Source organism: Kitasatospora sp. cg17-2 (genome assembly GCF_054031055.1).
The window spans coordinates 7,495,094-7,507,507 of sequence record NZ_CM132923.1; the positions used below are offsets into that span (position 1 = coordinate 7,495,094).

The 12,414-nt window shown below is 74.1% G+C and carries 9 protein-coding genes; 5 read left to right on the top strand and 4 right to left on the bottom strand.

Annotated elements, in window-relative coordinates; translation table 11 throughout:
• Nucleotides 1-26 precede the first annotated feature (26 nt).
• The 3 genes from ACW14Y_RS31505 (at nt 27) to ACW14Y_RS31515 (ending at nt 4,627) form a co-directional block, all read left to right on the top strand.
• Nucleotides 27-668 (top strand): response regulator, encoded by a 642-nt coding sequence (locus ACW14Y_RS31505; RefSeq protein ID WP_380304516.1) that lies wholly within the window; start codon nt 27-29, stop codon nt 666-668.
• A gap of 105 nt (nt 669-773) precedes the next feature.
• A complete protein-coding gene (locus ACW14Y_RS31510; protein WP_456984284.1) occupies nt 774-3,116 on the top strand; it encodes a sensor histidine kinase in 2,343 nt (780 codons plus the stop codon).
• 167 nt (nt 3,117-3,283) lie between these two features.
• Entirely contained in the window at nt 3,284-4,627 is a 1,344-nt protein-coding gene (locus tag ACW14Y_RS31515; protein ID WP_380384536.1) for a M28 family metallopeptidase, read from the top strand.
• A gap of 75 nt (nt 4,628-4,702) precedes the next feature.
• Here ACW14Y_RS31515 and ACW14Y_RS31520 read toward each other — a convergent pair whose 3' ends face one another.
• Together ACW14Y_RS31520 and ACW14Y_RS31525 are read right to left on the bottom strand one after the other, a co-directional pair.
• Nucleotides 4,703-6,403, bottom strand: coding sequence for an acyl-CoA dehydrogenase family protein (locus tag ACW14Y_RS31520; protein ID WP_380304486.1), 1,701 nt, complete (start codon nt 6,401-6,403; stop codon nt 4,703-4,705).
• Between the two features lie 88 nt (nt 6,404-6,491).
• Entirely contained in the window at nt 6,492-7,112 is a 621-nt protein-coding gene (locus tag ACW14Y_RS31525; protein ID WP_456984287.1) for a PadR family transcriptional regulator, read from the bottom strand.
• Nucleotides 7,113-7,314: 202 nt separating this feature from the next.
• Between ACW14Y_RS31525 and ACW14Y_RS31530 the strand changes: the two genes are divergently transcribed.
• Nucleotides 7,315-7,785 (top strand): SPW repeat protein, encoded by a 471-nt coding sequence (locus tag ACW14Y_RS31530; protein ID WP_340633305.1) that lies wholly within the window; start codon nt 7,315-7,317, stop codon nt 7,783-7,785.
• A gap of 126 nt (nt 7,786-7,911) precedes the next feature.
• On the opposite strand, the gene ACW14Y_RS31535 is transcribed toward ACW14Y_RS31530, so the two are convergent.
• Nucleotides 7,912-9,309, bottom strand: a complete 1,398-nt coding sequence (locus ACW14Y_RS31535; RefSeq protein ID WP_380384676.1) for a class II fumarate hydratase — start codon at nt 9,307-9,309, stop codon at nt 7,912-7,914.
• A gap of 174 nt (nt 9,310-9,483) precedes the next feature.
• Entirely contained in the window at nt 9,484-10,206 is a 723-nt protein-coding gene (locus ACW14Y_RS31540) for a carbon-nitrogen hydrolase family protein (protein ID WP_380384545.1), read from the bottom strand.
• 243 nt (nt 10,207-10,449) lie between these two features.
• Between ACW14Y_RS31540 and ACW14Y_RS31545 the strand changes: the two genes are divergently transcribed.
• Nucleotides 10,450-12,408 (top strand): cholesterol oxidase substrate-binding domain-containing protein, encoded by a 1,959-nt coding sequence (locus tag ACW14Y_RS31545; RefSeq protein WP_456984289.1) that lies wholly within the window; start codon nt 10,450-10,452, stop codon nt 12,406-12,408.
• Nucleotides 12,409-12,414 lie beyond the last annotated feature (6 nt).

A 12,414-nucleotide genomic window follows, 5' to 3' on the forward strand; every position in this document is an offset into this window, starting at 1 on the left:
CGGACGGGGAGCCGTCGGCCGCACCCGTGCGGGTCCTGATCGTCGACGACCACCCGCTGTTCCGGGAGGGGCTGCGGGCCGCCCTGGAGAGCGCCGAGGGCATCGTCGTCGTCGCCGAGGCCGAGCGCGTGGGCGACGTGCCGGAGGCGGTCGCCCGCCACCGTCCGGACATGGTCGTCATGGACCTCTCCCTGCCGGACGGCTCCGGACTGGAGGCCACCCGCCGGCTCGCCGCCGACCGGCCGGCCCCGCCGGTGCTGATGCTCACCATGGCGGACGACGACGGGAGCCTGCTCGCCGCGCTCCAGGCGGGGGCCCGGGGCTACCTGGTGAAGGGCGCGGGCCGGGAGGAGGTGCTGCACGCGGTGCGGACGGTCGCGGCCGGTGGCGCGGTGTTCGGCGCCGACGTGGCCGAGCGGATCACCACCCTGCTGGCCGGCGCGCGGGTGCGGGAGGCCGGGCAGCTCTTCCCGGCGCTCACCGCCCGCGAGGCGGAGGTGCTGGACCTGGTGGCCCGGGGGCTGGACAACCGCCGGATCGCCCGCGAGCTGGTGGTCGCGGAGAAGACGGTGCGCAACCACGTCACCCACATCTTCGAGAAGCTGCACGTCGCCACCCGGGCCGAGGCCGTGGCCCGGGCCAGGGACATGGGCCTCGGCGACAGCTGACCGGGCGACGGCGGTCCCCGCCGGGCGCGGTCGGGACCGGGACCGGACCGCCGTCCCGCGCCCCCGGGACGCCGGGCCGCCGAGGATGCGGGAGAGGAGGCTCTCATGAGCGAACCGGCCGCGACCTCGGCCACCACCGGGACCGGGCACAGCGCCGCACCCACCGCGCCCCGCGGGCCCGCCGCGCCCGCGCGCCGGCAGCCGTCGGCCCCCCGACCGGGCCGCCCGGCCGCACCGCCCCGGCGGAGCGGCCTCACCCCGGCGGCCTGGGCCTGCGCGGTGACCCTGCTCAGCGGATTCGGCTGGGTGCTGCTCGCCGTCACCCACCAGGACGCCGCCTGGGCCGTGCCGTACTACCTCCACGACGGCGAGACCGTCCTGCTCGGTTTCGCGTTTGCGCTCTCCGGGCTGCTCATCCTCGCCCACCGCTCCGGACCGGGAGCCGACGGACCGGGAGCCGACGGACCGGGCGTCGACGGACCTCGAACCGACGAACCGGGCGTCGACGGACCGGCGCCCGCCCGGGCCTCCGCCGGCGGCGCCGCCCCCGGCGCCGAACCCGCCCCGGCCGGGGCCCCGGTCGGCCGCAGCCTCGGCCGCTGCCTGCTGGCCGCCGGACTCGGCGGCTGCCTCTCCCGCTTCGTCCTCCTCGCGGGCGCCGCCGCCCACGCCGGCCCGGTGGCGCAGGCCCTCGGCGCCGCACTGCTGCTCGCCTCCGTCACCCTGTTCGTCTTCGTTTCCCTGGCCCTGCCGCTCTGGCTGCCCGAGGGACGGCTGCCCGGCGGACCGGGCCGCGCGTTCGTCGCCGCCGTCCTCGTCTGGAGCGCGCTGCACGCCTGCGCCGTGCGGCTCGGCAGAAGGCTGCCGTACTACGGTGACGTGCTCGTCCCGGGCGGAGCGCCGATCGACGAATGGCACGCGACCCTGGTCGCCTGGGGCATCGTCGTCGTCAGCCTGACCGTGGCCGCCGTCCGCTGGCGCCGCTCCGCGCGGCCGCACCGCAGCGTCACCGCCGTGCTGGTGCCCTACCTGGTGTGGCTGGTCACGACCAACATCGCGCTGCAGCTGGGGAGCGCGGAGAGCGTCGCGGCCGTGGCCTACTTCGCCGGGTCCGCGCTGTGGATGCTCGGCGCGGTCGGCTACGCGTTCACCCGGGACCGCTCCCGCTACCTCGACCGGGCGACCCGCCGGATGCTCAGCGTCCTCGCGCTGATCGCCCTGCTGATCGCCGGCTACCTCGGCATCGCCCTGCTGCTGCGCCGCGCCCTGCCGACGGCCAGCAACGCGGGCGCCCAACTGCTGGCGGCCGGCGCGCTGGCCATCGGCGGACTGCTGGGACCGACCACCCGCTGGGTCGTGCGGGCCGTCGACCGCTTCTACTACGGCGACCGGGCCCGCCCCTACCAGGTGGTGCGGGCGCTCGCCGAACGCCTGAGTCGCGCCGTCAGCCCGGCCGACGCCCCGCCGCTGCTGTGCGACACCGTGGTGGGCGCCCTCGGTCTGCCCGGCGCCCGGGTCGTCCTGCACACCCGCACCGGCCCGCACGAACTCGCCTCCGTCGGCACCGTCGGCCCCAACAGCCAGGTGTTCCCGCTCAGTTACGAGGGCGCGGTGATCGGCGACCTCTACGCGCCGCCGCGGGCCGGGCAGCCGGAGCTGGACGCCCAGGACCACGAGGTGCTCCGCTTCCTCGCCGACCAGGCCGCGCCCGCGATCGCCTCGCTGCGCATGTACGAGGAACTCCAGCGCGGGCGGCGGCAGATCGTGCTCGCCCGGGAGGAGGAGCGCCGCCGGTTGCGGCACGACCTGCACGACGGGCTCGGGCCCACCCTCTCCGGGCTGCGGCTGGGTGTCGACACCGCCAGGGCGACCGTGCCGGAGGGCTCCTCGGCGGCCCGTTCGCTGCGGGCGGTGTCGGCGGGGATCGGGCAGGCGATCGACGAACTGCGGCGGATCACCGAGGGGTTGGCGCCCGCCGCGCTGGCGGGGGAGGGGCTCGCGGTGGCGCTGCGGCGGCTGGTCGCGGAGCTGGACGGGCCGAGGGTCCGGATCGCCCTGGTGCTGGACCCGGACCCGCCGCCGGGGCTGGCGGCCGCGGTGGAGGTGGCGGCGCTGCGGATCAGCGGCGAGGCGCTGCACAACGTGCTGCGCCACTCGGCGGCCGGGCAGGCCCGGCTGACGCTGCGGGTGCGGCCGGAGGCGGTGGTGGTCGAGGTCTGGGACGACGGCCGGGGATTCCCCCCGGACCGGTCGGTGCCGGTGGGCGCCGACGGGCCCCGCCGGGCCGGCTCGGGGCTGGGGCTGCGTTCGATGGCCGAGCGGGCCGAGGAGCTGGGCGGCCGTTTCACCACCGGCAACCACGACGGCGGCGCCCTCGTCCGCGCGGAGCTTCCCCGCACCCCGGACCACCCGGCGGTGGAGTCGGACCGCCCGACGGCGGACGGCTGACAACCGCTCTTCTGCCCGCTGCCTCTTGACGGGGCCGGAGCTTCCCTCAATCATCATGGTCGCGTCAACTTTGCGATGCGGCGTCGGCCCCACACCCCCTCAATGCCCCGATTCCGCCCGTGAAGTGGCGCGCTTCCGTTCTGCCCCATCAGATATCGGAGCCTCCATTGACCGAGCGCGCCCCGAGGCGATCCCGCCTGCGCCGATCCGCCCTGTCCGCCGCCGCCGTCGTCACCCTCGCGGCCGCCCTCCTGACCCCGGCCGCCGCCGCGGCTCCCGCGGCGCCCGTCGCCGCCCCGTCGGCCGCGGCCGCCGCCCCCGACATCCCGGTGGCCAACGTCAAGGCCCACCTCGCCCAGCTCCAGTCGATAGCCACCGCCAACGGCGGCAACCGCGCCCACGGCCGGACCGGCTACAAGGCCTCGATCGACTATGTGAAGGCCAAGCTGGACGCCGCCGGCTACACCACCGCGCTGAAGACCTTCAGCTACAACGGCTCGACCGGCTACAACCTGATAGCCGACTGGCCCGGCGGCGACACCTCGCACGTCGTGATGGCCGGCGCCCACCTGGACTCCGTCACCGGCGGGCCGGGCATCAACGACAACGGCTCCGGCTCCGCCGGCATCCTGGAGACCGCGCTCGCCGTCTCCCGGGCCGGTCTCACGCCCTCCAAGCACCTGCGGTTCGGCTGGTGGGGCGCCGAGGAGTACGGCATGATCGGCTCCAAGAACTACGTCAACAGTCTGTCCTCCGCCGACCGTTCGAAGATCGACACCTACCTCAACTTCGACATGATCGGCTCGCCCAACCCCGGCTACTTCACCTACCGCTACGACAGCGCGCTCGACGCCCTGTTCCGCGACTACTTCGCCGGTATCGGGATCAGCACCGAGCAGGACTTCGAGGGCGACGGCCGCTCCGACCACGCCCCGTTCCAGGACGCGGGCATCCGGGTCGGCGGCCTGTTCAGCGGCGCCGACTACACCAAGACCAGCGCCCAGGCCGCGAAGTGGGGCGGAACGGCGGGCCAGCCCTTCGACCGCTGCTACCACTCCTCCTGCGACACCAGCGCCAACATCAACGACACCGCGCTGGACCGGATGACCGACGCCATCGCGTACGCGATCTGGACCCTGTCGGCCGGCAGCACCACCCCGCCCACCGGCACCGTCTTCGAGAACACCGCCGACGTGCAGATCCCGGACAACGGCGCGGCGGTCACCTCCGCCGTCACCGTCACCGGCCGGACCGGCAACGCGCCGGCCGCGCTCCAGGTCGGGGTGGACATCAAGCACAGCTACCGCGGTGACCTGGTCATCGACCTGGTCGCGCCGAACGGCACGTCCTACCGCCTGAAGGCCTCCAGCAGCGACTCCGCGCCCAATGTGCAGACCACCTACACCGTGAACGCGTCCGCCGTGGCCGCCAACGGCACCTGGAAGCTCAAGGTCCAGGACGTCGGGCCGCAGGACACCGGCTACATCGACAGTTGGAAGCTCACCTTCTGACGACCGGTCGGTGAAACGACTCCTGGGGTGCCGGTCCGCCGACCGGCACCCCAGGGCGCACCACGGGTGGGGCGGCTACTCGGCCATCTCGTACGCGCCGGAGAGCGCCTCGACCATGCCCCACACCTTCGCCGTCCGCTCGCCGTCCGCGACCGGGCGGCGGACGTGCGCCAGCGCCCACGCCGCCTGCGCCTCGGTGGTGGACGCCTTGCCGTGCAGCTCGGTGGCGTGCGCGGAGAAGTCCCGCACCAGCGCGTCGAAGACCTGGTCCAGCAGGTCCTGGTCCAGCCCGGTGAGCTCGGCCTGCTCCAGCACCAGCTGGCCGTAGACGATCAGCGCGAACAGCTGGCCGATCTCCAGCAGGAAGTCCAGGTCCGCCTGCTGCTCGGCGCTCGGCGCGTGCTCCAGCAGCAGCGCGCAGAAGCCGTCGGCCTGCTCGCGGAACCGGGCGACGTTCGGCAGGTGCGCGTGCGCGTCGTAGGCGGTCCGCCAGTCGTGGAAGCGGATCGCGCCGAGGCCCCGGGCCGGGCCCTGCCGGAACAGGAACTCGTCGTCGGCGGCGTCCCGGCGGGTCGGCACCGCGGGGTACTCGGCCGGGGCGAACAGGTAGTTGGCCATGAACTTGAGGATCAGCGCCAGGTTGACGTGGACGGTGCCCTCCAGCTTCGGCAGGCCCCGGATGTCCTTGGCGGCCTTGTCGAAGTAGGTGTCCGCCTCGAAGCCCTTGGCCGCGATGACGTCCCACATCAGGTCGATGACCTTCTCGCCCTCGGTGGTGACCTTCATCTTGGTCATCGGGTTGAAGAGCAGGTAGCGGCGGTCCTCGGGGGAGGCGGTGCGGAAGTAGTCCACCGAGCGGGCGGCGAACAGCTTCATCGCCACCAGTCGCGCGTAGGCGTCGGTCAACTCCCGCCGCACGTGCGGGAAGTCGGTGACCTTCTTGCCGTAGAGCACCCGGTTGTGGGCGTGCGTCACGGCCTCGTACATCGCGTGCTCGCAGATGCCCACGGAGGCGGTGCAGAGGTTGAACTTGCCGACGTTGACGGTGTTCAGCGCGGCGTCGAAGGCGGCCTTGCCGGTGTGCAGCACGTCCTCGGCGCGGACCGGGTAGGCCTCCAGCCGGAACTCGCTGACGTACATCTGGGCGTTCACGACGTTCTTGACCAGGTGGTACGCCTCGTGGCGGCTGTCGGCGGCGAAGAAGACGTAGCCCTCCGGCCCCTCGACGTCCGAGCGGCGGCCGAACACCGAGACCAGGCCGGCGACGTTGCCGTTGCCGATGTAGTACTTGGAGCCGGTGGCGGTGAAGCCGCCCTCGCCGTCCGGGGTCAGGATCATGTCGGTCGAGTAGATGTCGGCGCCATGGCTGCGCTCGGAGAGCCCGAACGCCATCACGTGGCCCTCGCTCAGGAGCTTGGCGGCGCGCGCCCGGACGGCCTCGTTCTCGCTCTGCCAGACCGGGCCGAGGCCCAGGATGGTGACCTGCCAGGTGTACCAGTAGCCGAGGCCGTAGAAGCCGAGGATCTCGTTCAGCTCGGCGATCCTGGCAGTGTCCCAGCGCTTGTCCGGGTCGGCCGCGGACGGCGTCAGGAACTCGGCGAACAGGCCTTCCTTGGCGGCGAATTCGAGGAAGTCGGCGTACCAGCTGCGATCGATGTAGGTGTCGATCAGGGCCTTCTTGCCGCGCGACTCGAACCAGTCGACGGTCGCGCGCAGCAGCCGGCGGGTCGGCTCGTCGAACTGCGCGGGGTCGTAGGAACGCGGGTTGAAGAGCATCGCGGGCTCCCGGGGGTCGAGGGTGGAGAGGTGGAGAGCTGAGGGTGGGGGTGGAGCGTGGCGCGTGGGGCGAGGGGTGCGCGCGGGGTCAGCCGGTGGGGTCGGCGGTGCCGGTCCCGGTGTCGCCGTCCGTCCCGGTCCCGCTGTCGGACGGGGCGGCGGCGGCCTCCGGGGCCAGCTCGCGCAGGGTGGCGAGCACGTCGTCCAGCCAGGCGATCGTCATCCGCTCGTACTCGATGCCGCCGCGCAGCACCACGTGCTGGAGCCGCTGCCGGGCGTCGAGCGTGTCCGGCGCCGGGAAGTCGCGGCCCTCGCCGTAGAGGTAGTGGGCGAGCAGGGCGGCATGGCCCTCCCGGTGCCGTTCCACCTCGGGGATCAGCGCGGCGGGGTCGTCGAAGGCCGCCGCGCGGATCCGCACGGCGAGCTCGTGGCGGACCGTCTCCGCCTCGACCGGCTCGCGCAGCCAGGCGGCGAGCGCGGTCCGGCCGGGCGCGGCCGCCGAGTAGACCTTCTTGTCCGGCCGCCCGTCCTGGACGACCTCCTCGACCGAGATCCAGCCGTCCGTCTCCATCCGCCGCAGCACCCGGTAGATCTGCTGGTGGGTGGCGGTCCAGAAGCGGCCGATGGACCGGTCGAAGCGCCGGGCCAGCTCGTAGCCGGAACCGGGCTGCTCCAGCAGCGAGACGAGGATCGCGTGCTCCAGTGCCATGGGCGGCATCCTGCTATGCAACGAGTTGCATACGCAATGGCGGCGGGCGGGGTTGAGACGGAGGTCACCCGCTCGGGCGGAGGGGTCGGACCGGCGGGTGGGCAGGGTAGCTTCCCCGGCGAAAAGGTGCAAAACGGTCCAACGGCGCCAGAATGGTACTGGGCTTGCGCCCTCCATGTTCCAGCACTAGGAGGTGGTATCGGTGTCTACCCAGATCCCGATGGGCATGGAGCACCATCCGGACATCGTCGAACTCCGGGAGCACTACGAGCGGGTCACGCTGACCCCACGGGCCCAGGCCGTCGAGGCCCTGGCCGTCCTGGCCGGTCTGTTCCTGGCGGCCTCGCCGTGGATCGTCGGCTTCACCGCCTTCAGCACGCTGACGGTCACCTGCCTGATCGTCGGTCTCGCCTACTGCGTACTGATGGCCGGCTACGGCTCGGCGTACGAGCGCACACACGCACGGGCCTGGGCCGCGACCCTGCTCGGCGCGTGGACGTTCGTGTCGCCGTGGGTCGTCTCGGGCGAGGTGAACCGGGGCAAGAACATCGTGACCTGCATGATCGCGGGTGGCGTCATGTTCCTGCTGGGGCTCGCCGCCATCTCGATGGCCACCATGACGTCGAACGGAGCCGCGATGCGACTCGGCCGGGCCGGCCGAGCGAAGAGCTGACGTCCGACGGAAGCCCGGAACCCGGGGCGCGGAACGGCGGGCCCGCCGTTCCGCGCCCCGGGCGCGTGTCCCGGTGCGCGTGCCCCAGTGCCGGGGCCTCAGCGCGGGTGCCTCAGCGCGGGGGCCTCACTGCTGGGGCCGGGTCATCCGCAGGACGTCCAGCGCCTCGTCCAACTGTCCGACCGTGAGCAGCCCCTGCTCGACGTACCCGCGGTCCAGGACCACCTGGCGGATCGTCCTGCGCTCCGCCAGCGCCTGCTTGGCGACCTTGGCCGCCTCCTCGTAGCCGATGTACCGGTTCAGCGGCGTGACCACCGAGGGCGAGGACTCCGCGTACTCCCGGGCCCGCTCGACGTTGGCGGTGATGCCGTCCACGGCCCGGTCGGCCAGCAGCCGGGCGCTGTTGGCGAGCAGCCGGACCGACTCCAGGACGTTGCGGGCGATCACCGGCAGCATCACGTTGAGCTCGAAGTTCCCGCTCGCCCCGGCCACCGTCACGGTGGCGTCGTTGCCGATCACCTGGGCGGAGACCATCAGCACCACCTCCGGCAGGACCGGGTTCACCTTGCCCGGCATGATCGAGGAGCCGGGCTGGAGGTCGGGGAGGTTGAGCTCGCCGAGGCCGGTGCGCGGGCCCGAGCCCATCCACCGCAGATCGTTCGCGATCTTCGTGAACCCGACCGCCACGGTGCGCAGCTGGCCGCTCAGTTCGACCAGGCCGTCCCGCGCGCCCTGCGCCTCGAAGTGGTCGCGGGCCTCGGTCAGCGGCAGGTCGGTGGCGCGCGCGACCTCCTCGATCACCGCCGCCGCGAAGCCGGGCGGGGTGTTGATGCCGGTGCCCACCGCGGTGCCGCCGAGGGGGAGTTCGGCGACCCGGGGCAGGGTGGCCAGCAGCCGCTCCCGCCCGTGCCTGACCTGCGCCGCGTAGCCGCCGAACTCCTGCCCCAGGGTGACCGGGGTGGCGTCCATCAGATGCGTCCGGCCGGCCTTGACCACGCCCGCGAACTCCGCCGCCTTGCGCTCCAGCGCCTCGGCCAGGTGCTCCAGCGCGGGGATCAGGTCGTGGCTGACGGCGGCGGTGGCGGCGATGTGGATCGAGGACGGGAAGACGTCGTTCGACGACTGGCTGGCGTTGACGTGGTCGTTGGGGTGGACCGGCCGGCCGAGGCGCTCGCCGGCCAGGGTGGCGATCACCTCGTTGGCGTTCATGTTGGACGAGGTGCCCGAGCCGGTCTGGAACACGTCGACCGGGAACTCGCCGTCCCACCGGCCCGCCGCGACCTCCTCGGCCGCGGACACGATCGCCCCGGCGGTCTCCTCGTCCAGGACGCCCAGCCGGGCGTTGACCCGCGCGGCGGCGGCCTTGATCCGCGCCAGCGCGGCGATGTGCGCCGGCTCCAGGCGCTGGCCGGACACCGGGAAGTTCTCCACCGCGCGCTGCGTCTGCGCCTGCCACTTCGCGGCGGCCGGTACCCGCACCTCGCCCATCGAGTCGTGCTCGATCCGGTACTGCTCGTCACCCATCGTGCGCTGCACCTCCTGAACGGTCCCGGTCGGACCGGGGACCCCTGCGGATCCAGGGTCCCCGCTCCGGCCGGGTTCGGCTTCCGCTGACCACAGCCGCGCGCCGGCCCGGGGTATTTCCGGGCGGGACGCGGAGGCGGACGCGGACCCGGGCACTGTGCCCGACGCTTGTGACTACCCCAGGACGGCGGTCACCACCTCGCCCGTCCCGGTGCCCGCCCGGACGACCTCGCCGCCGTCCGGGGCCCAGACGCCCGAGCCGCCCGAGCTGGCGGCGAACTCCCCGCTCGGCCCGGCGGCGGTCGCCAGCACCACCCAGACGCCGTTGTCCGCGGCCCGGGCCGGGTAGCGGGCCGCCTTGGTGGCCAGCGCCTCCGGGCCCGCCCCGTACAGGGTGGAGGCGACGTACGCCTCGGCGCCGAGCGCGACCAGCCGCTCGGCGTGCCCGGGGTCGGCGGCGTCGGCGCAGATCGCCAGGCCCAGCCGCCAGCCGTCCAGCTCCAGCAGGGAGGGCCGCTCGGCGGCGGCGAAGCGCTCGGGCTCGTTCCCGTAGAGGTTCGTCTTGCGGCAGGCGACCGAGGCGCCCGCGCCGGTGACGGCGAGGGTGGCGATGAAGTCGCGGCCGTCGGGGTCGGTCACCGGCGCGCCGACCAGGGCGGTGGCGCCGGTCGCGGCGCAGGCGGCGACCAGCGGCGCCAGGCGCTCGTCGGACGGGGCGACCGAGGGCGCGGCGAGGTCGTAGCCGGTGAGCGAGAGCTCGGGGAAGACCACCAGCCGGGCGGCGCCGGCCTCCCGGACGGCGGCGGCGTGGCGCTCGACGTTGACCGCGACGGTGTCGGGGCGACCCGGTTCGGCGCAGGCGGGCTGGGCGACGGCGACGGTCAGGGGCGCGGGCACGGTGAGGCCTCCGGAGACGTTCGGGAACGGCGATCACGATCAACCTACGAGCCCACCGGGAAATCCGGCAAGGTTCATTACTTCGAGTGAAGATCACGAGCCGGGGCGGGGTGCCCCGGCGGCTGCTTCGTACGCTCACCCGGAATCGGGGGAGACACCGGACACGTGTCCGTCGGACACGGGTCCACCGGACCCGAGGTCACTGGACACGCGTCCACCGGACAACAGGACACAGGGGCGGGCATGACGGCAGCAGCGGACCACCAGCACCATCAGCACCATCAGCACCACCCGCGGCACGACGGACCGGCCCCGGACGGCGCCGCCGCCCCCGACCCGGCGGCGCCGTCGTCCGCCCCCGACCCGGCGGCCGGGGAGCCGGGCGACCGCGGCCTCAGCCGCCGCCGTCTCCTCGGCCTCTCCGCCGCGCTCGGCACCACCGGCTGGCTGGTGAGCGGCACCGTCGGCCCGGACAGCGCCCGGGCCGCCGCCCCCGTCCCGCCCGACCTGCCCGCCGGCACCGAACTGTTCCAGCGCGTCTACCGGAACTGGTCCGGCGAGATCGGCACCGACCAGCTCTGGACCTGCGCCCCGCGCACCCCCGAGGAGGTCCCGGCGCTCGCCGACTGGGCCCGCGCCCACGGCTGGCGCCTGCGCGCCCAGGGGTACCGGCACACCTGGGCACCGCTCACCGTCGCCGACGGGACCCCCGAGGCGGCCCGGGTGCTGCTGGTCGACACCACCCGCCACCTCACCGCCGTCACCGCCGACTCGCCCACCACCGTCCGCGCCCAGACCGGCGCCACCATGGAGGCGCTGCTCGCCCACCTGGCCGACCGGGGCCTCGGCCTCACCGCCGTCCCCGCCCCCGGCGAACTCACCGTCGGCGGCGTGCTCGCGATCGGCGGCCACGGCACCGCCGTCCCCGCCGCCGGCGAAGCGCGCGCCGACGGACACGGCTACGGCTCGGTCAGCAACCAGGTGACCAGGCTGACCGCCGTCGTCCTCGACCCCGCCACCGACCGCTACACCCTGCGGACCTTCGACCGGTCCGAGGCGGACAGCGCCGCCTTCCTGGTCCACCTCGGCCGGGCCTTCGTCACCGAGGTGGTGCTCCGGGCCGGCGCCGACCGCCCGCTGCGCTGCGTCAGCCGGCTGGACATCCCCGCCACCGAACTCTTCGCCCGCCCCGGCACCACGACCGGGCTCGGCGGCCTCTCCCGCCCCCGCACCTTCGCCGACTTCGTCGACCGCGACGGCCGGGCCGAGGCGATCTGGTTCGCCTACACCGACCGGCCCTGGCTGAAGACCTGGAGCCTCGCCCCGAACCGCCCGTTCGGCTCCCGCGCCGTCGACGAGCCCTACAACTACCCCTTCTCGGACTCGATCCCGGAACCCGTCGCCCGGCTGGCCGGCCAACTCCTCGCCGGAGCCTGGGGATCCGCCCCGCTGTTCGGCCAACTCCAGTACCTGATCGCCAAGATCGGGCTCACCGGGGACATCACCGACGTACTGCTCTCCGGCGGGCTGATCCGCGACCTGCTCACCGGCGAGGTGCTCACCCACCTGCTCGCCGGCGGCCTGCACTCCGACCTCTGGGGCCCCTCCCGCACCCTGCTCCAGTACGTCCGCCCGACCACCCTGCGGGTCACCGCGAACGGCTACGCCGTCCTCGCCCGGCGCGCCGACCTCCAGTGGGTGGTGGCCGAGTTCGCCGACCTGTACCGGCGGTTGCTCGACGACTACCGCGCCCGCGGCGAGTTCCCGGTGAACGGCGCGGTGGAGATCCGGGTCACCGGCACGGACGACCCGGCGTACTCCGGGGTGCCCGGCGCCCGGCCGCCGCTGCTCTCCGCGCTGCGCCCGCGCCCCGACCGGCCCGAGTGGGACACCGCGGTCTGGCTCGACGTGCTCGGCTTCCCCGGCACGCCCGGGCTGAACCGCTTCGCCCGGGACCTCGAACAGGCCCTGCTGCGTTCCTTCGACGGCACCCGGGCCGGTCTGCGGGTCGAGTGGTCCAAGGGCTGGGCCTACACCGAGGACGCCGCCTGGGCGGACGCGGACATGCTGGACCGGGTGATCCCCGCCAGCCACCGCGCGGGCGGAGGGGCCGGTTGGGACGAGGCGGTCACCGTCCTGGACCGCCACGACCCGCACCGGGTGTTCGGCAACCCGTTCCTGGACCGGCTGTTGAAGCTCTAGGCCCTC